Below are 21,713 nucleotides of genomic sequence, written 5' to 3'. Positions count from 1 at the left end.
GACGGCGCGTCGACGGGTCGTGAACAGCAAAAAGCCTATAATTGCGAACAGGCTAGCAGGAGGTAGTGATGTACGACCCAATCGTTCCACTGTTCCCCGGGTTGCCCGGCGGGCCGGAGTTGCTCATCGTCCTCTTCGTCCTCGTTTTGCTGTTCGGGGCGAACAAGATCCCGAAACTGGCCCGTTCGACCGGGCAGGCCATGGGTGAGTTCAAGCGCGGGCGCGAGGAGATCGAGGAAGAACTGCAGGAAGGTGCCGAGGAGTCCGCTTCCGGCTCCGAGACGCCGACTACGGAGACCACGGAGACGACCGAAACCGAGAAAACTAGCTGAACGCCGGGGTCTCCGGACCCGACTCCCCGTCTCTCTCCCCCTCGTGCCGTGCGAACAGCCACCCGAACGGGACGGTGTCGACGGCCCACCGGGCCGGGCACCCGATCGATACCTGCGGCCGTGGCCGCCGGCTAGCCCGGTAGTCGGGGTTCCGTCCCCGAGATTAATATCGGTCGCCCCGAACCGGGCTGTCGTGGACGCCACACCATGAGCCGGATTCCGACGCATCTGCGGACGGCCGAAATCGTCTTTCTGATCGCCATCGGCGGGTTCGTCGGCGCCAACCTCCGTCACGTTCTGTCGTTTTTGATCCCCGGACTCGGCGGGACGTTCGCCGCGAACGTCCTCGGCTGTTTCGCGCTCGGATTTCTGGTGTACGAGGCCGAACTCGTCGGCGTCGTCGCCCGGGAGACGAGCTACGTCGCGGGGACCGGCTTCCTCTCCTCGTTTACGACTTACAGTACGTTCGCGCTGGAGACGGTGCAGTCGGCGCCGCTGGTGGGCCTCGGATACGTCGCGGCGAGCTACGCCGTCGGGTTCACCGCCGTCCTGATCGGTCGGTCCGTCGCCCGACGGCTCGCGGAGGGGATCTGATGGTCGATCCTGCCTACCTGATCGGGGCCGGTGCGTCCGTCGGTGCGGTCCTCCGGTACGCCACGGGACAGTACGTCGGCGGCGTGGCGGGCAAGCGGTCGTTCCCGTACGCCACGTTCACGGTCAACGTCGTCGGCTCCTTCGTCCTCGCGTCGCTCACCTTTCTCGGTGCCGGCGAGGACCTTCTCCTCCTCGCGGGCACCGGGGCGTGTGGCTCGTACACGACGTTCTCCTCGTTTTCGGTCGACACCGTTCGTCTCTGGGAGGCCGGCGACCGCACGCTCGCGGCGTGGTACGCCCTCGCGAACCTTCTGGGTGCGCTCTTCGGTATCGGCGCGGCCGCCCTCCTGACCGGAGCGTGGTGACTGTCGCCGGTGGGGCGATGTCCCACGGCGAGCGAGGAAAAACGGGGCCTCATGCGGTTTAGTGTGAGTCATCACCGGGGGTTCGCCGACCCGTCCTGGCGAACCCCCGGTGAACAGTTACACTAATCCGTATCGGTTCACTGCGGTTCGCAGGGGAGCATCTCCTGGTCGTAGTCCTGGTCGCCGACGACGACGGCGGCACACCCGCCGATGTGTCCGAAGTCGTACGAACACTTGTACTCGTAGACGCCCGGTTCGGGGAAGTAGTGGCTGACCGGGTCGCTCGTGATGTCCGCGTCCATCTCCCAGTCCGAGGCGATCTCCGGGTTCCAGGCCGTTCGGCCGCTCTCCGAACTGGACGGCGACATCGACGTGACGCTGTGTGAGCCGATCCCATCGTAGACCCACTCGACGACGGTCCCCGGTTCGACTTCCGCGACCATCGGGACGAACGTCTTGTTCTCGACGGTGATGGTCGTGGTCGGTGCGTCCTCCGGCGGACCGGACGGGGTCGGCGTCGGCGTCTCGGTTGCCGTCGCCGTCGGTTCGGGAGTGTTCGTCTCGGTCGCCTCGCCGCCACCATCACCGCCATCGCTGCCACCACCGGAACCACCCGCACACCCCGCGAGTGAGCCAACGAGTCCGGCAGCGGCCGCGACGACTTTCCTGCGACTAACTGTCATGGTCAGTTGTGCGATTCGGTATGTGGCACCCCCTGAAAAAACGTTCGAGACGTCGATCCCCTCCCGCGTCCAATTATCATCCGTCTAGATCGGCCAACAGAGTTTATATCTGTGACTAACTTGGATCGGGCAATGGCTATCGACGACGCCGAGAGCTCCGATTCGGAGGGGTTCGACGGCGCGACCGCCGTCGGACGGGGACACGACGCGGTCGACGCGGAGCTTCACGCGTCACTCGTCGCCGGCGCAACGGCAGCGAGCCGACTCGATGCGGCGCTCACGCGGGTGCAGGCCGACGGGACGCCGGTCGTCAAGGACCTCTGGACCTGGGAGGATTACAAACGGGAGTTCTACTACGACGGGAACGGCGACCCCCCGACCGACGGGGACGGGAACGCGGTTCCGTTCGACCCCAGCGACACGCTCGGGTTCGACCCCGAGAAGACCGAGAACGTCCTCTCCCGTGCCGACGACCTCGCTACGGACCTCGACACCGTCGTCGACGAACGGACGGTCGACGTCGACGAGGACATCGACGAGGACGCCTTCTTCGAGACGGAGTTCGGTTCCACGGCGGTCACCAACCGATACGACATGGAGAAGACGGTCCCGATAGAGAAGAAGACGCATTTCGAGGAGATCGACCGCTACTGGGTGAACAAACCCTACGCCTACGTCGTCATCTTCCAGTCCCGGAAGGAAAACGAGAAGAAATACTACGTGGTCCAACCCCACACCACGCCCATCGAGGACGACCTGCTCGATTTCCTGCAGGCCAAACTCCAGAACGCGATCAAATACGCCGACGTGAAGGTAGCGGGCGGTCTCGACGAGCGCGAGCGCGTTATCAAAGACGAGACTTACGCCCTCCTCGAACGGTACGACCTCTACTCGAAGACGTCCGGTGCGGGGTTGCTCGACAGTATCGCGGAGAGTGTCGGCGTCGAGGACGCCGACGGCGCCGTTGGGGGTCTCCTCTCGAAACTCGGCTGGCGGCCGTCGCCGGATATCGATCAAGAGCTCTCCGGGCTCAGCGTCCGCCCCGAACCCGCCCTGATCGAGGAAGACGCCGACCACCTCTCGGAGTACCAGGTCGAGAAACTCCTCTACTATCTCAAACGCGACTTCATCGGCTACGAGCGTATCGACGGCATCAAACACGACATCAACGTCGAGGACATCTCGTGTGACGGCTACCACTCGCCCGTCTTCGTCTACCACAGCGACTACGAGCAGATCATCTCGAACATCTACCACGGCGACGACGAACTCGACGACTTCGTGGTGAAACTCGCCCAGCGGTCGGGGAAAGGCATTAGTAAGCGCCGGCCACAGGTCGACGCCACCCTGCCGGACGGCTCCCGTGCTCAACTCACCCTCGGCAAAGAGGTGTCCGATCACGGCACCAACTACACCATCCGCCAGTTCAAGGACGTTCCGTTCACCCCGATCGACCTCATCAACTGGAAGACCTTCTCGCTGGAGGAGATGGCGTATCTCTGGCTCGCCATCGAGAACAACAAATCGCTCATCTTCGCCGGCGGCACGGCCTCGGGGAAGACCACGAGCCTGAACGCCGTCTCCCTCTTTATCCCCTCGAACTCGAAGATCGTCTCCATCGAGGACACCCGTGAGGTGGAGCTCCCCCAGCGAAACTGGGTCGCCTCCGTCACCCGGCCCTCCTTTTCCGACGACGAACAGGGCGACGTGGACGAGTTCGACCTGCTGGAGGCCGCGCTCCGCCAGCGTCCGGAGTACATCGTCATGGGCGAGATCCGTGGCGAGGAGGGTCGAACCCTCTTTCAGGTCATGTCGACCGGGCACACCACGCTGACCACGTTCCACGCCGACAGCGTGGGCGAGGTGCTCAAGCGGTTCACCACGGACCCGATCAACGTCTCGAAGACGATGTTCTCCGCGCTCGATCTGGTGTCGATCCAGACCCAGACCAGGGTGGGCGGCCGGAAGGTCCGGCGAAACAAGAACCTCACCGAGATCAACTTCTACGACGCCGAAAACGACGAGATCAACGTTCAGGACGTGTATCAGTGGCAGGCCGAGACGGACGAATTCCTCCGGATGAGCAACTCGAACACGTTGGACGAGATTCGGTTCGACCGCGGGTGGACTCGCGGTCGGCTGGAAGAGGAGTTGTTCAAACGCGAGGCCGTCCTCGCCTACCTCATCGAGAACGGGCTCAACACCTACACGCAGGTCGCCGCAACCGTCCAGGCGTTCATCAACGACGAGGACACCATCCTCGCGCTGATGGCGAACGACGGACTCGAACGCAGTCTGGAGGACCTCCGCGAGATGGAGTCCGTTCTCATCGATATCGATCCGGAGAAGGAGGCGATGGTTCCCCGACCCGACCCGACCGAGGCGGAACTCGAGCGGTGTGCGGACATCCTCGACCGGGCCCAGACGGAGTTGCTGGCGGAGTATCGCGGCGACTCGGTTCCGGGCATCGACACGGCGCTCACGGGGATGGACGCCGCGCCGGACGTGACGACCTCGGCTTCGGCCGACGGCGGTGACGAGACCCCCGACTCCGACGACGAGGGTGAGGTCGACCTGGACGACGGCTCGCCGGTCGACGCGGATGCGGGTCGAGACGCCGGAGCGGCCGAGCCAGACGAGGGGTTCGACATCTCCTTCGACGACGGGCCGACCGACGAGTCGAGCGCCGATATCGACTTGGACTGGGGCGAGTCCGAGGCAGCCGAACCGGACGACGTGACTGCCGGCACCGAACCGGACGACACGGACGACGACTCGTCCACGGACATGGACGAGTGGGGCTTCGGCGACGTGACCGATGCGGACGCGGACGAGGAGGTGTGACGTGAGTCTCGACACTGGTGGCGGACTGAACCGCGGCGTCGACGTTCTCGGCGACCTGTTCTACCCGCTCTACCGCCGGCTGTTCGACGACGACGGCGACTTCGTCGGCGACGTGGAGACGAAACTGGTCCAGGCTCGGATGGCGACGACCGTCGAACTCTACCTCTCGCGGGCGCTCGCGGTTGGCGTTCTCCTCGGACTCGTCCTCTGGGTTCTGGGGACGCTCGTCGGCTACAGCCTCTTCGCGTTCGGCATTGTCTCACCCGATCTGTTCTCGACCGGGGCGCGGATACCGAACGAGACGGTCGTCGGCATCATCGAGGCGATCAAGGTCCCCGCCGCCATCGGCATCCTCGGCATCGTCGCGGGATCGGTCGGCTTCACCACCGGCTTCGGCACGCTGGTCGCCATCCCCTACTCTCGGGCCTCCTCGCGGGAACGCGAGATCAACATGCTGCTCTCGGACTCCATCTCCTTTATGTACGCCCTGTCGGTCGGGGGTCTGAACCAGTTGGAGATTCTGGAGGCGATGGCGCGGGCCGAGGACACCTACGGTGAGGTGGCCCGCGAGTTCCAGAGCATCGTCCAGGAGACGGAGTATTTCGGCACCGACTACCGCAACGCCATCCAGCAACAGGCTATCGAGACGCCGAGTGACGACCTCTCGCAGTTCCTGACAGACATGCTCTCTATCGTCAACTCCGGCGGGAACATGCAGGCGTTCCTCTCAGATAAGAAAGACAAACACATGCGGACCGCCAAACAGCAACAGGAGGTCACGCTCGACACCTTGGAGCTGTTCGGCGAGATGTACATGACCCTCTCGCTGTTTCCCCTGTTGCTCATCATCATCCTCGTCATCATGAGCATGCTCGGCGAGGCGCAGTCGTTCATGCTGTACGCGACGGTGTACGGCCTCATCCCGATCACCGGCGTGATGTTTCTGGTGTTGGTGTCGACGGTGAAACAGGACGAACCGGGCGACGGCTACCTCGACCCCAGCAACGGTGGGCGGAGTGAGCGGACCGCCAACGGGGGGCTGTTCAGCCTCGGTCTAATCGAGAACTACGTCGGCGAGTTCGGCGTCTTCGACCGCATCAGAACTCGGGAAGGCACGTTCCGGACGAAACAGCTCCTCCGGAACCCACATCACTTCTTCCGGGATCACCCGCTCTTCACGCTGGCGCTGACCGCCCCCACGGCGCTGGTGCTGGTCGCCTTCGCGGGGGTCAGCGGCGCGGCGCCGACGACGTGGGACGGGATGGTGCAAGCGCCCGTCTGGGGAACGTTCGTCTGGGTGTACGTCCCGCTCTACCTGACGCTGGTCCCCCTCGGTGTCTTCCACGAGTGGAACGTCCGGTCGCGGGCGGCGATCACCGGGAAACTGTCGGACAACCTCCGCAAACTGTCGAGCGCGAACGACACCGGACAGACGCTTCTCGAATCCGTAAACACCGTCGCGGAAACCTCCTCCGGAAAGCTGGCCGACGAGTTCGACGTGCTCTACGCCAAGGTGAACTACGGGATGAGCCTGCGGACGGCGTTGATCGAGTTCAACAACAAGTACCACATCCCCCGGCTGGCGCGGACGGTCAAGCTCATCAGCAAGGCCCAGGAGGCCTCCAGCCAGATCACCGAGGTGCTGACGACGGCGGCCCAGGCCAGCGAGAATCAGGACGACATCGAACGCGAGCGGCGGTCCCGAACCCGGATGCAGGTGGCGATCATCCTGATGACTTATCTCACCCTGCTGGGCGTGATGGCGATTCTGAAAACGCAGTTCCTCGACGTGATGGCGGGGTTGACCCAGCAGGCGGGCAGTAGCGGCGGCGGGAGCGCCAGCGGCGCCTCGCAGTTCGGCGGCGGCATCGACACCCAACTACTCTCCTTGCTCTTTTTCCACGCCGTCACCTTGCAGGCGATCCTCTCGGGAATCATCAGCGGCTACATCCGGACGGCGAAGCTGATGGCCGGCGTCAAGTTCGTCGTGATCCTCCAGACCATCGCGCTGGCCGTGTGGCTGGTGGTTGGATGACCGACCGCGCCCAGACGACCCTCGATTTCGCCGTCGGGGTGAGCCTCTTTCTCGGCGTGGTCGTCCTCGCGTTCGCGTTCATGCCCTCGATGTTCGCCCCGTTCGAGACGGACACGGGCGCGGAGTTCGTCGTCGCGGACCGGGCGGCCGACCGACTGAGCGCGGACGCGCTGGTCGAGTCCCCGGCCGATCCGTCGGTGCTCGACGCCGACTGCACGGCGGACTTCTTCGACGCCGACGGGACCGCCCCCCCGACCTGCCGGTACGACGACGACGCGGCCGCTCTGCGTCCGGCGCTCGGCCTCGATGGCAACGTCCGGGTGAACGTCACCGTGCGGGACGACGCCGGCATCCGGACGCTGGACGGGACGCGGCTGGCGGCCGGTCCGTCACCGACGACGGTCGACGACACGGTCGTCGCGACCCGGGTCGTCCTCTTGGACGACCAACAGAACCGACTCTACGTGAGGGTGTGGTGACGATGCGCGCACAGGCACACACCCTCGAGGCGTTCGTCGCTGGCCTCCTCGTGTTGAGCGGTATCGTCTTCGCCCTGCAGACGACTGCCGTGACCCCGCTGTCGGCGAGTACGTCGAACCAGCACGTCGGTAACCAACAGCGGACCGCCGCACTCGGCGTGTTGGACGCCGCCGAGGCCAACGGCACGCTCCGGGACGCCCTCGTGGACTGGAACGCGAGCGAGGGGACGTTCACGAACGCGAGCGGCGGCGGCTACCGAAACGGGGGTCCACCGAACGCGTTCGGCCACGCACTCAATCGGACGTTCCGCGAGCAACGCACCGCGTTCAATGTCGACCTCTACTGGACCGACGTCAACGACAGCAACGCCGGCCCGAAACCGCTGGTCGACATGGGCACGCCCAGCGACGACGCGACGGTCGCGAGCCGGAACGTCGTCCTGTATGACGACACGCGGCTCGCCGGGTCGCCCAACACGACGGTCGCCGAAGCGCGGGCGAACGCCTCGACGACGTTTTACGCGCCCGACGCGGCGGTCGGCCAACGCCTGTTCAACGTCGTGGAGGTGCGCATCACCGTATGGCGGATCTGACCGGCCGCGACGCGGGACGGGGACAGCTCTTACTCGTTACGGGGTTTGCCATCGCCGTCGCCATCGTCGCCTTGGTGTTGTTGTTGAACACCGCCATCTACACGGAGAACCTCGCAACCCGGAGCGTCGACACTGGCGAGAGCGACGCGCTCGCGTACCGCGACGCCGTCGAGGAGAACCTCTGGCCCGCCGTCTCGGGAGTGAACGATGGAGACGCAACCCGGACGGAGCGCGTCCGAAACGCCAGCGCCCGGGTCGACCGTGTCGCCGAACTGAACGCCCGCAGGCACCTCCTCGGAGGTACGGCTGCAACCGTCACGAACCGGACGTACCACAACGGGACGCGGCTCGCCCAGACGAACGCGAGTCGGACGGCGACACCCACGGGGGCGCCGACGACTGCGAACTGGACGATGGCAACGGACGCCGACGACGTGTACGCGGCCGAACTGAACGTCACGGGCGGGCTCGAATCGACGACCGACACCGACGAAGCGTTCAGCATCGCCGTCGTCGGTGACGGCGGTGACGAGTGGCGCGTCTACGTCTACGAGGACGCGGGAACGGGGAACGTGACGCTCGCGGTCAAGAACGGAACGGCACCGGTCGACGACGGCGTCTGTGCCGGGCAGTTCGCCGGACCGCCGCGACTGAATCTGACCGCTGGGACGGTCAACGGAACCGACTGCGGCGCCCTCGCGTTCGGATCGGGGATCAGCGAGCCGTACGACGACGTGCTGATTCAGTACGGGAACCGGACGACGGCCGAGTACACCCTCACGGTGAACACGACCCTCTCGCCGGCCACCGACGCGAATTTCGACGACTCGCCGACCACGATCGCACCGTATCAGGTTCCGGTCGTCTACAGCCTGCACGCCGACGTCGTGTACGAGTCGGCCGAACTGACCTATCGTGCCCGGATCTACGCGGGACCGGAGGCCGACGAATGACCCACGACCGCGGCGTCTCGACGGCCGTCAACTACGTCCTCACTCTCGGCATCACGACCATCCTCGTCAGCGGCCTCCTCCTCGCCGCCGGCGGCGCGGTCGACGACCGCCGGGAATCGACCACGCGGACCACACTCGAAGTCGTCGGCCAGCGCCTCGCCGCGAACCTGATGTCGGCGGATCGTCTGGCCGGGACACCCGACGCCCGGACCGTCTCGCTCGGCGTCGACCTGCCGGCACGCGTCGCCGGGAGCGGGTACACCGTTCGCGTGAACGGATCGAGTTCGACGCTCGTGTTGGAAGCGGAGACCGTCGACGCCACCCGTCGCGTCTCATTTGTCACCTCGACGCCGGTCGCCTCGACGACGGTCCGTGGCGGGCAACTGCGGATCGTCCTGACACCCGCGGGCGAACTGGAGGTGCGGGCGGCGTGAGAGCCCAGAGCGAGATCATCGGGTTCGTCCTGATCTTCGCGTTGATCGTCTCCACGACCGGCGTCGTCTACGTCGCGGGGTTCTCCTCGCTGGAGAACGTCCGCACCGCCGAGGAACTCAACAACGTCGAGCGGGCGTTCGACGTGCTCGATGACAACATGCTGGACGTGTCTCGACGTGCGGCGCCGAGCCGAGCGACCGAACTGAGCCTCGGTAACGGCGGTATCGAGCTCGGCGACACGACGAACATCACCGTTCGGGCGACGAACACGAGCGATCCGCTCGACAACCGGACGATCACGATCGAAACCCGGCCCATCGTCTACCGACTCGACGACACGAGCATCGCGTACACGTCGGGGGCGACGATCCGCCGCGACCGGAGCGACGCGGTGATGCTGTCCGAGCCGCGGTGGACCGTCTCCGACGAACGGACGGTCGTCCCGCTGCTTGGGGTCTCACAGGGCGGCGACACCGGGAGTCTGAGCGGCGATACGACGATTCTGGTGCGGACACAGCGGGACAGCCGCAGCATTCCGGTCCGGTTCGCCCCCGCGTCCGGGTCGCGGGTGAACGTCACCGTCACCATCACCTCGTCGCGTGCGGACGCGTGGAAACGGTTCCTCGAAGGGCGCGGGTTCACCGCCGTCGATCCGGCCGGTGCCGACCCGACCGACGGCGTGATCGCCTACGAGTTCGAGACCGACGCGCTGTACGTCCAGCAGACGACGGTGAGCGTCACGCTCACGCGATAACGAGTCAGGTCGCCGTCGCGTTGACCCGCGTGACGGAGACGTGGAGGTAGGTGATCTTCGGGGACGTGGTGCCGAGGTCGAGGGTGGCGTTCTCGACCGACGGGTCGTACTGGAACTTGTTGGGGTTGCCGTTGATGTCGATGGTCTCGCTGATGATCGCCCCTTCGACGTTCGTCTGCCACGGTGGGCCGCCGCCGTTCAGGTCGACCTCGGACTCCGGCGCGTAGACGATGCCGACGAACTTGTAGTTCCCGTTCATATCCACCACGCCGTCGGAGTGGACGAGCACGCGGAACGCCGCCGCGTCGCCGCCGGCGTTGACGTCGTCGCCGACCACCACATCCTGTCGGGTGAAGACGGTGACGTTGTTACTTCCCGAGACGGTGACCGTCCCCGGATCGAAATCCCCGTTCACCACGAGTTGGACATCGCCGTCCCCGGTGTCGATGGACATACCGCTGCTGATGCCCGAGGGGTAGTAGTAGGTCCCGTCGGTGGTGATCGTGGACGTGCCGCTGGTACAGTTCGACGTGGTCTCGCACTCGGTGATCTTGGATTCGATCTTCGAGTCGACGCTCGGGTAGTAGACGCCGGTCTCCGACGGTGACGGTGGCGGGCCGGGGTTCGGGTTGATCCCGCCCGGATCGGTCGCCGCTATGACGTTGTCGAACTTCTCGTTGAACGGGGTCACTAGCTGGACCGTGACGCTCTCGTTGGCGTGGTCGTACGCGACGCTTCCCTGCGTCCGGTCCTCGAAGAATCGGCCCCACGCCCGGTAGTGGCTGCTCCCGACGGTGACGTTGACCTTCCCGCTGAGAAGCGGATTCCGGAGCCCCGCCGTCGCGTTCGGATATCGGCCGGCCGGCGGTGCCTGCTGTGCCATGGTTATCGCGTTCGTCGACGCCGCCGTGCCGCCGACGAGGATCAGCGGGAGGGTTAGCGTCTGCCCGCGGTAGTGAAAGGCTGGCGGCGACACTAGGGTGCTCCCGGACGTATCACGCCGCCAGACACCGCCGCCCTGGTATGCGAGGGTCGTCTCGCCGCGCTCGTAGACGATGGCACCCATCGTCTCGTTCATCACCTGTCTCTCCACGTTCCCGGTCGACTCGTTGATGATCCTGATGCGCATCCAGCCCGCGTCCTCGTCGACTCGAACGCTCCCCCGTCCGGAACCGGCGACGTCGACCCGCTGGATTTCGGAGGAGCCGTGTGCGACGAGGCTCGTCTTCGAGTCCAGTTGCGTCATCGCGTGTTCCGCCCGCCCCACGTCCGCCGACTGCGTGGTGTCCCGGACCGCGTCCGCGCCGAATACCACGACTGCACCCGTTCCGACAACGGTGAGTCCGACCAGCAGGACGACTGCGAGTACCTCGGACTGCGCCCGGCGGCCGCCGGCCTCCGGATCGGACCACGACATGCGCGTACACAACCGTCCGACGTACAAAGTTCGATCGGCCGATTCTACGCGTTGATATTCGGGCACGCTGTCGATCGGCGGTTCGACGGTCGCCCCCGCCGACCGTCGAGCAACAGGTCTATACTCACGCCCGCGCTGGATCGGGGTATGCACCACGATACCACGTTCGTCGACGGTCTGGGCCTCGACCCGGATCAGATTTCGGTCGCCGACGCGGACCGCGACCAGCGCTCCCACGACTGGGGGACGCCCCGCGAGGAGGGCGTCCGTCCCGACGCCGTCGTCTGGCCCGAGTCGACCGCCGACGTGGCGTCGATCATGCGTGCGGCGACCGAACACGGCGTCCCCGTCACGCCCTACGCGGCGGGCACGAGCTTAGAGGGCAACGCCGTCCCCATCGAGGGCGGGATCACCCTCGATATGAGCCGGATGGACGCCGTGCTGGACGTTCGGCCCGACGATCTGCAGGTGGACGTACAGCCGGGTATCCTCGGCGACGACGTGAACGAGGCGGTGGCGAAACACGGGCTCTTTCTTCCCGCGCTCCCGTCCTCCGGCGCCATCTCGACCATCGGCGGTATGCTCGCCAACGATGCCAGCGGGATGAAGACCGTGAAATACGGCGAGGTAAGCGACTGGGTGCTGGGGATGGAGGTCGTCCTCCCCACGGGCGAGGTGATAACGACGGGGAGCCGGGCAGTCAAAACCTCCAGTGGCTACGACCTCGGCGACATCATCGTCGGGAGCGAGGGCACGCTGGGCGTCATCACCCGCGTCACGATCAAGCTGGCTGGACGACCCGCGCAGGTTCGTGGCGGCCGCGCCCACTTCGAGACGCTCGACGACGCCGCGGAGGCCGTCTTCGACGCCGTCCGCTCCGGCGTCGACGTGGCGAAGATCGAACTCATCGACCGCCTGAGCGCCTCGATGTCGAACGCCCACCTCGACACCGACCTCCCCGACGTGCCGATGGTGTTCGTCGAATTCCACGCCAACCACGGCATCGAGGAGGAGATCGACTTCTGCCGGTCGGTGTTCGAGGCCCACAACGTGACGAGTTTCGAGGTGGCCGAGAACGACCGAGATATGGACGAGTTGTGGGCGGCGCGGCGGGAACTCGCCGAGGCGCTCGAACCGTACGAGGACCACCTCTCGCCGCTCACGCCCGGCGACGTGACCGTCCCGATCAGCGAATATCCGGGCATCATCCGCTACGCGAAGGAGTTGGCCGACGCGGAGGACTTTCTCATCCCCTGCTTCGGCCACGCCGGCGACGGCAACCTCCACTACGCGGTCATGGTCGACCCCGACGACCCAGAGGACGTGGCTCACGGCAAGGAAGTCTCGCGAAAAATCGTCGAACGCGCCATCGAACTCGGCGGCACATCGACCGGCGAACACGGCATCGGCCTCGGCAAGCAGGACTACCTCGTCGCCGAACACGGCGAAGCGGCGGTGGATGCGATGCGGTCGATCAAGGCGGCGCTCGACCCGGCGGGCATCATGAATCCCGGGAAGGTGTTCGACGGACCCGACGCGTAGGCGCTACTCCGTACTCGTGTACAGATACCCGGTGACGACGGCGAACAGCACTTCCACTGCCTTCGAAACGGCGGCCATCCCGTTCAGACTCCCCTGGCGGTAGAAGGCGTCGACGCCGAAGCCCTGGAACACGAAGAAGGCAAGCACCGTCACGAGGCCGTAGAGGGCGGCGACGAGGTAGAGTTCGCGCCGCCAGTAGCGGGTCAGGTAGACCACGATGCCGCCCACGAAGCCGAGGCCGTTGAGGATGAACAGGATCCCGAGTGTCTGACTGAAGCCCATGACTTGCGGCCCCAGCAGTAAGTGGATCACGCCCGTCACTAACGCCAGCAGAATCGCTACGTAGCCGAGTGGGTTTCCCGGAAGACTCAGGAAGGAGTCGCTCGCCTGGGTGTTGCTCACGCTCATCGATCATCCCTCCGTTCGGGCGACGATTCGGGGACCGATCGTGACGGGACGGCGGTCGAACTGCTGTCGGATCGCGTCATACACCCGACTGTCAATCGCGCGAGATAAAGATCGATTGGTACGATCTTCGAAACACCGATTCGAATCGAACGATTGCGGCGATCTCCTCACAGATCGACGCGGTCGAAGTCGTAGAAGACGGCCTCGAAATCCCCTTCGCTCATCTCGGCTTCGAGTCGTTCGACGCGCTCGCGCGTTCGCTCCAGTTCGGCCTTCAACCGCAGGTACTCCTCGTTTCCGTCCAGTTCTTCCCGCTCTTTGTGCGATTCGAGAGCGGCGAGTTTCGAGGCGGTCGAGAACAGCTTCGAGAGGTGGCGGTCGTACGCGTCGCGTTCGAGCAGTCCGCGGACGAGACGCTGGATGTCCTTCCGGAAGAGCGGCTTGACGACGTAGTCGTCGAAGCCCATATCGAGGACGTCGAAGTCGGGTTCGACCGCGGTGACCATCGCGACCCGGCAGTCGAGGCCGCGGTCACGGATCGTCTCGAGCACCTCGTCCCCGGAGAGCCCGGGCATCAGACGGTCGAGCAACACCACGTCGGTGTCCTCGTCGACGAGTTCGAGCGCTTCCTCGCCTTTCGTCGCGACTTCGACGTCGTACTTCTCGGAGAGCCACTCGGCGAACAGTTCGGCCAGTTCGGTTTCGTCCTCGACGACGAGGACGCGTGGTTGTGACGAAGTCATGACGACGCCGAGTTGCCCGGCTACAATGGGGTACGATGACAGGAAGAATCATAGTTCTGCCGGCTTCGCCGCGTCTCTACGGTTCCGCCGCCGAGCGCCGTTCGATCGTGAGCGTCCCACAGACGGGACAGAGGTAGTGGTCGTCGTCGAACGTCGACTCACACTCCGAACAGACATATTCGGTCCCGCGTTCCGGTCCCAGTGGCAACATCCCGTCGTAGCTGTATGGCGCGGTCACAGGGTTCCCACCTCGCCGTATCGGCCGCGTACGCCACCGTACATGGTATCTATCCGTATGGGTCCATACCAGTCCATAGTATCAAAAACTACCGGTCGCCACTCCTCCGGTGGGGCGGCGTACACAGGGCTTACCTGTCTCCGTATCCACCGTCGATTCATGACGAATCGCGTCGTGCAGGGTCGAATGGTGACCGCCGAACGCCTGGCCGAACTTATCGAGGGTGAACCGCCGATGGAGGCCGACGCCATCGAGGACGCCGACCGCCAGTGTCCCGACTGCGACGGCGACGTCCTCGCTGTCGCGTACATGCCTTCCGTCACCGAACTGATCACTGGGTACAAATGCCAGGAGTGCGACTGGTCCGCTACCGACCGATAACCGAAATCCCTTTACCGTCTTTCGGATAAGTGCGTATCGAGGGGTCGTGGCCAAGCCCGGCATGGCGACTGACTCCAGAGGCAACGCCCGGTGACGACACTCCAGACTGATATACCGAGCGCGCGACTGATCATCGCCGCGCGACGACGACCCTCTGGAGTACCGAGGCGTAACCGGAGATATCAGTCGATCGGGGGTTCAAATCCCTCCGACCCCACTCTAAAATAAACTCCTACGGCGGGTTTTATGACTCCTAATCGGCAGTCCACTAACGAAACGCGAGTGGCGGCTGTTCCCTGAGCGTAGCTGTTCTTTTCGTCGAGCGTGGCTCGTCGGCGACCTCCCAACCGAGGAGCTGAAAAAAGAGTCGCAACTCGCCTGTCATACTGTCGATCTCCCATACGGAGGATTGAAGACCGCTGAACTCGTCTCTCATCACGGCTTCCGCCTAGGATACGGAAGCACATGCGGGCCCGACACCTTATCGGGGTCCGCTTCCTGACCCTGTAGCCGTAGCACTCCACAGAAGAGAGACTGAGTTGCCTATCGAGGGGCTGTTTCTCCCCGAGAGCAGTACCGCTCCTGGCCGAGCAGATGCAAATCGGGACATCGACGCGAAACCGGACGCCTCCGTTCTCCCGACGAACGCCGGACCCAATCCGATCCGATTTCAGACTCTGAACTCCGCGATCAGGTAGGCGTCGTCACCCTCCACGGTGCCGGGATTGACCCCCTGAATCGGCTTGGTGTTCCAGTAGATCTCGACTGTCACCCCTCGGGCCGACCCTTCGGAATCGAGGTAGATCGTCTCGCCGGACTCCCACCGATCGCCGATCCCGACCTGTGGCGGGTTGTCATCCGATGCCTCGACGAAGTTCTCCCTGTCGCTGGCGTACGCCTCGTTCGCAGGCGTATCGCTATCGGGTGGGCCACCGATATCCAGCGGCTTCGACCCGATGACGTAGAGCCGATCGGTGGCGACGGCGTCGCCGACTTCGAGTGTCACCGCAATCGTTCGCTCGCCGCCGTCCGGAACCGTCGTCTCGGAGACGCTGATCTGCGGCGCGGGCGGCGGGATGTCGGACTCGTCAGTGAGAACGAACGCCGACACCGTCGTGACGAGGACGACGGCGAGGGCGACGAGTAACGTCACCGCGATGACCGGCGCGACCCCCCGCTGGCCGTTGGACCCCGCTCCGTGCACGTGCGGATGTTCACGACGAAACGTAAAAAACGATGCCCCCGCCTATCACGGCAGATAAGCACCCACCGGAGCGACTGCCTGCCCCCCGGCGCTTTTGCCCGTGGGGGTTCGACGCGACGTATGGTGCCGTCACCCGATGCGGCCGACCCCGCCGGGCAGCCGTCCGCGACGGCTCGTGGCTCACGCCCGTTTCTGAGCTGGTATCATCACGCGCTCGCCGTTACCTACAGCGCCAGCGCCGCCGTCTCCGCCGGATCGATGCCCCTCGGTCAGTTGGCGCTGTATTTCGGCGGCTCGCTCGTCGGCGCCTACGTGGTCGTAATCGTTCTGACCGTGCTCTGGCGCCGACTCGTTCCACGACTGCTGTGACCGTGTAACGTGCGCACATACCGCAATCGTCGAACCCAAACTTCGACAATATATTGCCACGAACACGCACGTTTTTATCCCGTTCTACCTTCATCGAACGTATGAGGAGTCCACCCGAGACGAGCGAACTCGATACACCGTCACGCATCCTGATGGGTCCCGGTCCCAGCATGATCGCACCGCGCGTCCTCCGCGCGATGTCGACGCAGGCGCTTGGCTACATGGACCCGAAATTCCTGGAGATCATGGACGACATCCAGGAGCTCCTGCGCTATACGTTCCAGACGGACAACGAGTGGACGCTCGCGACGAGCGGCACGGGCACCGCGGCGATGGAGACGGCCATCGGCAACATCGTCGAACCCGGCGACACGATGCTGGTTCCCACCAACGGGTACTTCGGCGAGCGGATGGGAAAGATCGCCCGCCGCGCCGGCGGCGACGTGGTGACCGTCGACGCACCGTGGGGGGAACCGCTCCAGCCCGCCGACGTGGCCAACGCCTTCGACGAACACCAGCCCGACGTGTTCGGGTTTATCCACGCCGAGACGAGTACCGGCGTCCGGCAGCCGAACGTCCCCGACCTGACCGACATCGCACACGACCACGACGCCATCGTCATCGCCGACTGCGTTACCTCCCTGTCCGGCGTCGAACTCCGCATCGACGACTGGGGCATCGATGCCGCCTACGGCAGCCCGCAGAAGTGTCTCTCCTGTACGCCGGGGGCGACACCGCTCACCGTCGGCGAGCGTGCCCGCGAGAAGATCCTGAACCGCGACGACGACACCGGCTCCTGGTATCTCGACCTCGACCTCGTCATGGAGTACTGGGGCGACGAGCGCAACTACCACCACACCGCGCCGACGACCAACTTCTACGGGCTCCGTGAGGCGCTTCGCCTCGTCGCCGAGGAAGGGCTCGAAAACCGCTGGGAACGCCACCTCGACATCGCGGGCGAACTCCGTGACGGACTCCGGAATCTCGGTCTCACGCCCGCCGCCGAGCGGGAGTACTGGCTCCCCAGCCTGAACACCATCGAAGTGCCCGATTGCGTCGACGACACGGCCGTCATCGAGTTCCTGCTGAACGAGTACGACATCGAAATCGCGAGCGGCCTCGGCGCCCTCGAAGGCGACGTCTGGCGGATCGGGTGCATGGGTTACTCCGCCCGCCGACAGAACGTCGCCTGCCTCCTGACCGCGATGGAGGAGGCCCTCGAAGCACAGAACTTCGACGTGGACGAACCGGCTATCGAGGCGTAACTCCTCTCATAGTGATTATTGTAACTGTTTACCGGTTGATCGCCGACCCGTCCTGGCGACCCACCGGTGATGACTCACAATAATCACTATCACTCGCTCTCGACTTCTCCTGCCGTCTCTCCCAGTTCGACTGCCGTCCCACGGTGTCGACACTCCTCCAGCGCGTGCTTTGCGGCCATCCCCGCCCTGTGGGCGTGTTCCCCTCGGCCGACGCCGACTTTGAGGTCGACCCCGACCGCCTCCTCGACGTGGTCGATGGCGCCGTGGTAGTCGTCGACACGCATCTCGGGCGTGACGGCGATGATGTTGTCGCCGCCGACGAAAAACGAGAGGGCGCCGTGTTCTTCCCGGAGGTAGCGCATCAGCGTCGCGTACCCCTGTTCGATCTGGATGAACGAGTCGAACTCGTTGAGCTGATCGGTGTACTTCTCGGTCGCGTCGTTCACGTCGAAGTGGGCGATGGACACGTCCCCATTCGACGGCGTCGCGACCGGCGTCCCGGCCAACACCTCCCGCCGGTCGCCGTCCTGGGCGCTGCCGGCGCGCTGGAGCCCCGCGGTCGCCTCTTCGAGCGCGACCGCCGGGTTCGCGTCGACGCCGATGCCGAGGCTGAGCGTGACCGGATACCGGTTGCCCGTCGACTCCTGTAGGAGACGGTGATCGTCGGCGTCGAGCCCGTTGGTCACCGCGACCATGTTGTCGAATCGGGTGAAGAAGGCGTAGCCACCGCGCTGGCCGACGAACTGCGCGATGTCGGCGAACAGCCGCGACTGGAGCGTCTGCAGGTCCATCTCGCGGCGCGGTTCCGGCGTCACCGTCCACGGCCCGTAGTTGTCGATCTGAATGAGCGTCAACTGCGTGTTCGTCACGGTACCGGAGGCTAGGGCGGCGTTCAAATGGCTCTTTGGTTCTGTGGTGGACGGAGGACGGGGAGGTGGGGTCGCTACGCCGAGTCGTACAGCGCCTGGACCTCGCTCGCGGAGAGGGCGCGGGTGTAGATGCGGACGTCGTCGATCCACCCGTTGAAGTTCTCGTCGAAATCGGGATTGTCCCCGATTCGGAACGCGTTCGTCGTCGTTCCGGTCGCCAGCGGCCCCGTCGCAACGAGCGAGCCGTTCACGTACAGTCGCGTCTCGGATGCCTCGGGATCCCAGACCCCGGTGACGAGCGTCGGCTGGCCGGTCGTGATCGACGGGCCCCGGAGGACTCCTTCCCCCGTGAAGAGCGCCCATTGGTCGAACTCGTCGTAGAGAATACTCCAGTCGTAGCCGGCGTCGTCGGGCGAGACTATCTGACGACGCCCCGACAGCGCCGTCGGGACGGATACCCACGCGGACAGCGTGAGTGGATCCGATAGCGAAGGGCTGTACGGCGTCTGAACGTAGTCGTCGTCCCCGTCGAACGACGCCGCCCGTCCAATCTGCCCGCTCGCGAACGACACGTCACCGTTCAGCGTCCCGTCGTACCCGTTCCCGCTCAGGTCGGCCGCGCTCCCCTCGAACGGGTAGTACGCGACCAGATCCGTCTCGCCCGCGTTGTGGCGGCACTGCTCGGTGTAGAAGCCGAGGTCGAACTGCACGGAGTCGGACTGCACCTGGTTGCCGTGGTCGATGGGGAGCCACCAGGCGATGCTCACGAGGTGGACGCTCGGATCGTCGGGATTGCCACCCGAGAAACAGCCCTGATCGCCCGTGCCACCCCCGATTTCCGCGTTGATGTTCCCATCCAGTGCGATGCCGTCGCCGTCCAGTCTCGCGAGGAACTCCCGGAGCGTGTACTGCTCGCTGGAGTAAAACACCGGATTGGCTCCCCCGGCGTCCGGGGAGTCGCCGTCGAGCGAGAGCACGCCGTAGCCGACCTGAATCTCGTCTAAGAGTTCGACCGTCCCGCTCTCCTCGTCGGGGTCGTCACGTTCGGGTTCGGTCGTGACGCCCTCGCTGGCCGCGTCTAGCCCGCCCGTGAGCCAGACGTAGCCGGGGTTGTCACACAGTTCGAACGCGAACTGCGTGCCGCCGAAGTCGCCGGGCTTTACGTCCGCAATCTCGATAACTGCTGGCCCGTCGGCGTCGCTTCCCGTACCACAGAGGCTGTCGGCCGCCGCGAAGACGCCGCCGTTGATTCGGTTGTACGGCGTCCCGTTCTCGTCGGACGCGATGGCGGCCGAGAAGCTCAGATACTCGTCGTCGTCGACGTCGATGGCGATGGGCCGCGCGTCGGTCTGGGCCGGCCCCGGCGGCAGGAGGATGTCGGCCGACTCCTCGTCGGACGCCATCCCCGCGTGCTGGGCCTCGTCCGCCGACCAGTCGGAGTAGTATTCGGTCGCCGCGACTTTCATGTCCAGCGTCCCCGCGGTGAGCGAGTTGTTCTCGAAGGTTTCCTGATCGCTGAAGTAGGCGCTCGTTCCCAGCCCCGCGCCCGCGGAGGCGACGCCGACGGTGCCGAGGGCAGCGAGGGCCTTCCGTCTCGTGAGTTCGAAATCGTCGGTCATGGTTGCTCCCTGCCGGACGGTCACCGACGGCGCCGTCCGATTCGGGTTGGCCGTATCGTTAGTACCTCCCCAGTTAGCTAATGACGCCTTGTGCTGACTAACGGGCGATTAACCGGCTTCTGGCCGAGCGCGAAGTTCAACTGTCCCCCGTGCTTACCGGGTGCAATGACCCACCGCGGAGTCGTCCTCGACGTGGATGGAACGGTCGTCCGTGGCGACGAGCCGATCCCCGGCGCCGCCGAGGGCCTCGACCGACTGGAGCGGGCGGGCCTCCGGCGCCTGTTCGTCTCGAACAACCCGACCAAGCGGCCGCCGGCCTACGCCGAGCGACTCCGTCGGGCCGGCTTCGACGCCCATCCCGACGAAATCGTCACCGCGGGGACGATCACCACCGACTACCTCGCCAGCAACCACGCCGACGACGCCCTGTTCGTCGTCGGCGAGGGCGCCCTCGTCGAGCAGTTGACCGACGCCGGCCTGACCGTCGTGACCGACGAGAACCGTGCCGACACCGCCGTCCTCTCTATCGACCGCACGTTCGACTACGACCGGCTCTCGGCGGCGCTTCGCGTCTGTGACGACGAGGAGGTGACCCTCGTCGGCACCGACCCCGATATGGTGATCCCCGCCGCCGAGGGCGACCTGCCCGGCTCGGGCGCCATCATCAACGCCGTCGCGGGCGTGGTCGGACGCGACCCGGACGTGGTGCTCGGCAAACCCTCCGACCCCGCCCAGCGGATCGTCCGCGAACGCCTCGGCCTCCCGCCCGCGGACTGTCTGGTGGTCGGCGACCGCCTCGACACCGACATCGCCCTCGGCGAGCAGGCGGGGATGACGACCGCTCTCGTCCGCACCGGCGTCACCGACGACCGCGACTTGGAGCGGAGCGATATATCGCCCGACTACGTCCTCGACTCGCTGGCCGACGTGGAGACGATCCTCTAGCCCCGCAGGAGATTCATCACTTCGTCGGCCACGTCCGGTTCGACCGCGATGACGTAGCGTTTCCCGGGCGCGAGCGTCGTCTCCGGCCGGGCGACACGCTCCCCGTCGTCGTCGGAGATGACCAGTGTCCCCGCGGGGAACCGAATCTCGCGGAGCGCCTTCTCTGCGGCCGGCGCGCCCTCCTCGACTTTGATCTCCATGATATCGAGCGTCCCGGTCACGTCTGCGAGCGTCCGCACGTCGCTCCCCTCGATTTCGTTCGCGGCCACGCGCGCCCCGGCACCCTCGGGGAAGACCGTCTCGTCGACGAACTGCCCGTACCCCTCCTGATCGCGGTCGGCGATGCGCGCGACCGTCCGAATCTCGGGGTTCATCTCCGTCGCCTCCATACAGATCGCGAGATTCTGCCCCGGGAGCCCGGTCAGGCCGGCGATCACGTCGCTACCGTCGACGTCGGCCTGTCGGAGGATGTCGGGGTTGGAGGCGTCGCCGTTGATGATCGTCGCCACGTACTCGTCGGCCATTTCGTCACAGCGATCGTCGTCGGATTCGACGACCGTGATGTCGTGGCCCCGAGTGTCGAGGAGCACCGCTGTCTCGAAGCCGACACGTCCACCGCCAGCGATGATGATGTCGAGAGTCATTG

The 21,713-nt window shown here is 65.4% G+C and carries 23 protein-coding genes, 1 tRNA gene and 1 pseudogene; 16 read left to right on the top strand and 9 right to left on the bottom strand.

Going from position 1 to position 21,713, the window contains the following annotated elements; all coding sequences use genetic code 11:
- The first annotated feature begins 68 nt into the window (after positions 1 to 68).
- The 3 genes from HALNA_RS14375 to crcB all read left to right on the top strand — a co-directional run bounded on the left by HALNA_RS14375 (position 69) and on the right by crcB (position 1,291).
- Positions 69 to 332 (top strand): Sec-independent protein translocase subunit TatA/TatB, encoded by a 264-nt coding sequence (locus HALNA_RS14375; RefSeq protein ID WP_049937030.1) that lies wholly within the window; start codon positions 69 to 71, stop codon positions 330 to 332.
- Positions 333 to 539: 207 nt separating this feature from the next.
- On the top strand, positions 540 to 926 hold the full coding sequence (locus HALNA_RS14370; protein ID WP_211226024.1) for a fluoride efflux transporter FluC: 387 nt from the start codon (positions 540 to 542) through the stop codon (positions 924 to 926).
- Positions 926 to 1,291, top strand: a complete 366-nt coding sequence (crcB, locus tag HALNA_RS14365; protein WP_049937029.1) for a fluoride efflux transporter CrcB — start codon at positions 926 to 928, stop codon at positions 1,289 to 1,291. Before HALNA_RS14370 ends, crcB begins: the two co-directional genes overlap by 1 nt.
- 137 nt (positions 1,292 to 1,428) lie before the next feature.
- Here crcB and HALNA_RS14360 read toward each other — a convergent pair whose 3' ends face one another.
- Positions 1,429 to 1,974 (bottom strand): cupredoxin domain-containing protein, encoded by a 546-nt coding sequence (locus HALNA_RS14360; protein WP_049937028.1) that lies wholly within the window; start codon positions 1,972 to 1,974, stop codon positions 1,429 to 1,431.
- A gap of 300 nt (positions 1,975 to 2,274) precedes the next feature.
- Here HALNA_RS14360 and HALNA_RS14355 point away from each other — a divergent pair.
- The 7 genes and pseudogenes from HALNA_RS14355 to HALNA_RS14325 form a co-directional block, all read left to right on the top strand.
- A pseudogene (locus tag HALNA_RS14355) lies at positions 2,275 to 4,818 on the top strand (type II/IV secretion system ATPase subunit); the annotation flags it as partial.
- A 1-nt stretch (position 4,819) separates the two neighbouring features.
- On the top strand, positions 4,820 to 6,853 hold the full coding sequence (locus HALNA_RS14350; protein ID WP_049938083.1) for a type II secretion system F family protein: 2,034 nt from the start codon (positions 4,820 to 4,822) through the stop codon (positions 6,851 to 6,853).
- Positions 6,850 to 7,332 carry a DUF7287 family protein gene (locus HALNA_RS14345; protein WP_049937026.1) on the top strand — a complete coding sequence of 161 codons (483 nt, stop codon included), beginning with the start codon at positions 6,850 to 6,852 and terminating at the stop codon, positions 7,330 to 7,332. Before HALNA_RS14350 ends, HALNA_RS14345 begins: the two co-directional genes overlap by 4 nt.
- 2 nt (positions 7,333 to 7,334) lie before the next feature.
- Complete coding sequence (locus HALNA_RS14340; RefSeq protein WP_049937025.1) at positions 7,335 to 7,925, top strand: DUF7288 family protein; 591 nt, start codon at positions 7,335 to 7,337, stop codon at positions 7,923 to 7,925.
- The gene (locus HALNA_RS14335; protein ID WP_049937024.1) at positions 7,913 to 8,878 is read left to right on the top strand and encodes a DUF7261 family protein; all 966 of its coding nucleotides are present in this window, start codon (positions 7,913 to 7,915) and stop codon (positions 8,876 to 8,878) included. The genes HALNA_RS14340 and HALNA_RS14335 overlap by 13 nt, the downstream gene beginning before the upstream one ends.
- Positions 8,875 to 9,312, top strand: a complete 438-nt coding sequence (locus HALNA_RS14330) for a DUF7266 family protein (protein WP_049937023.1) — start codon at positions 8,875 to 8,877, stop codon at positions 9,310 to 9,312. Before HALNA_RS14335 ends, HALNA_RS14330 begins: the two co-directional genes overlap by 4 nt.
- Complete coding sequence (locus HALNA_RS14325; protein ID WP_049937022.1) at positions 9,309 to 10,067, top strand: DUF7289 family protein; 759 nt, start codon at positions 9,309 to 9,311, stop codon at positions 10,065 to 10,067. The genes HALNA_RS14330 and HALNA_RS14325 overlap by 4 nt, the downstream gene beginning before the upstream one ends.
- A gap of 4 nt (positions 10,068 to 10,071) precedes the next feature.
- Here the strand turns inward: HALNA_RS14325 and HALNA_RS14320 are convergent, their stop codons facing one another.
- Positions 10,072 to 11,484 carry a DUF7289 family protein gene (locus tag HALNA_RS14320; RefSeq protein ID WP_049937021.1) on the bottom strand — a complete coding sequence of 471 codons (1,413 nt, stop codon included), beginning with the start codon at positions 11,482 to 11,484 and terminating at the stop codon, positions 10,072 to 10,074.
- Positions 11,485 to 11,631: 147 nt separating this feature from the next.
- Here HALNA_RS14320 and HALNA_RS14315 point away from each other — a divergent pair, with 147 nt between their 5' ends.
- Complete coding sequence (locus HALNA_RS14315; RefSeq protein WP_049937020.1) at positions 11,632 to 13,026, top strand: FAD-binding oxidoreductase; 1,395 nt, start codon at positions 11,632 to 11,634, stop codon at positions 13,024 to 13,026.
- Positions 13,027 to 13,029: 3 nt separating this feature from the next.
- Here the strand turns inward: HALNA_RS14315 and HALNA_RS14310 are convergent, their stop codons facing one another.
- The 3 genes from HALNA_RS14310 to HALNA_RS20135 form a co-directional block, all read right to left on the bottom strand.
- The gene (locus HALNA_RS14310) at positions 13,030 to 13,434 is read right to left on the bottom strand and encodes a DUF7475 family protein (protein WP_049937019.1); all 405 of its coding nucleotides are present in this window, start codon (positions 13,432 to 13,434) and stop codon (positions 13,030 to 13,032) included.
- Positions 13,435 to 13,601: 167 nt separating this feature from the next.
- On the bottom strand, positions 13,602 to 14,177 hold the full coding sequence (locus HALNA_RS14305; protein ID WP_049937018.1) for a response regulator: 576 nt from the start codon (positions 14,175 to 14,177) through the stop codon (positions 13,602 to 13,604).
- Positions 14,178 to 14,253: 76 nt separating this feature from the next.
- A complete protein-coding gene (locus HALNA_RS20135) occupies positions 14,254 to 14,415 on the bottom strand; it encodes a hypothetical protein (protein WP_157573551.1) in 162 nt (53 codons plus the stop codon).
- A gap of 159 nt (positions 14,416 to 14,574) precedes the next feature.
- Between HALNA_RS20135 and HALNA_RS14300 the strand changes: the two genes are divergently transcribed.
- Positions 14,575 to 14,796: a DUF5795 family protein gene (locus HALNA_RS14300; RefSeq protein WP_049937017.1), complete on the top strand. Its 222-nt coding sequence runs from the start codon at positions 14,575 to 14,577 to the stop codon at positions 14,794 to 14,796.
- Between the two features lie 40 nt (positions 14,797 to 14,836).
- Positions 14,837 to 15,013 (top strand) — tRNA-Trp (locus HALNA_RS20130).
- A gap of 453 nt (positions 15,014 to 15,466) precedes the next feature.
- Here HALNA_RS20130 and HALNA_RS14295 read toward each other — a convergent pair.
- Positions 15,467 to 16,000, bottom strand: coding sequence for a type IV pilin (locus HALNA_RS14295; protein ID WP_084510058.1), 534 nt, complete (start codon positions 15,998 to 16,000; stop codon positions 15,467 to 15,469).
- Between the two features lie 120 nt (positions 16,001 to 16,120).
- Here HALNA_RS14295 and HALNA_RS14290 point away from each other — a divergent pair, with 120 nt between their 5' ends.
- Both HALNA_RS14290 and HALNA_RS14285 read left to right on the top strand, forming a co-directional pair.
- Complete coding sequence (locus HALNA_RS14290) at positions 16,121 to 16,369, top strand: hypothetical protein (protein WP_049937016.1); 249 nt, start codon at positions 16,121 to 16,123, stop codon at positions 16,367 to 16,369.
- A gap of 101 nt (positions 16,370 to 16,470) precedes the next feature.
- A complete protein-coding gene (locus HALNA_RS14285; RefSeq protein ID WP_049937014.1) occupies positions 16,471 to 17,634 on the top strand; it encodes a pyridoxal-phosphate-dependent aminotransferase family protein in 1,164 nt (387 codons plus the stop codon).
- Between the two features lie 89 nt (positions 17,635 to 17,723).
- On the opposite strand, the gene HALNA_RS14280 is transcribed toward HALNA_RS14285, so the two are convergent.
- Together HALNA_RS14280 and HALNA_RS20665 are read right to left on the bottom strand one after the other, a co-directional pair.
- Positions 17,724 to 18,503 (bottom strand): GTP cyclohydrolase III, encoded by a 780-nt coding sequence (locus tag HALNA_RS14280; protein ID WP_049937013.1) that lies wholly within the window; start codon positions 18,501 to 18,503, stop codon positions 17,724 to 17,726.
- Between the two features lie 74 nt (positions 18,504 to 18,577).
- Positions 18,578 to 20,122 carry a LamG domain-containing protein gene (locus HALNA_RS20665; RefSeq protein WP_049937012.1) on the bottom strand — a complete coding sequence of 515 codons (1,545 nt, stop codon included), beginning with the start codon at positions 20,120 to 20,122 and terminating at the stop codon, positions 18,578 to 18,580.
- A gap of 165 nt (positions 20,123 to 20,287) precedes the next feature.
- Here HALNA_RS20665 and HALNA_RS14270 point away from each other — a divergent pair, with 165 nt between their 5' ends.
- Positions 20,288 to 21,067: an HAD-IIA family hydrolase gene (locus HALNA_RS14270; RefSeq protein WP_049937011.1), complete on the top strand. Its 780-nt coding sequence runs from the start codon at positions 20,288 to 20,290 to the stop codon at positions 21,065 to 21,067.
- Here HALNA_RS14270 and HALNA_RS14265 read toward each other — a convergent pair.
- Positions 21,064 to 21,711 (bottom strand): potassium channel family protein, encoded by a 648-nt coding sequence (locus HALNA_RS14265; protein WP_049937010.1) that lies wholly within the window; start codon positions 21,709 to 21,711, stop codon positions 21,064 to 21,066. The genes HALNA_RS14270 and HALNA_RS14265 overlap by 4 nt on opposite strands.
- Between the last annotated feature and the right edge of the window lie 2 nt (positions 21,712 to 21,713).

Source organism: Haloplanus natans DSM 17983 (assembly GCF_000427685.1).
Taxonomy (GTDB): Archaea; Halobacteriota; Halobacteria; order Halobacteriales; family Haloferacaceae; genus Haloplanus; species Haloplanus natans.
The sequence above is the reverse complement of the archived record's forward strand: the minus strand, read 5'-3'. Positions and strand labels throughout refer to the sequence as shown.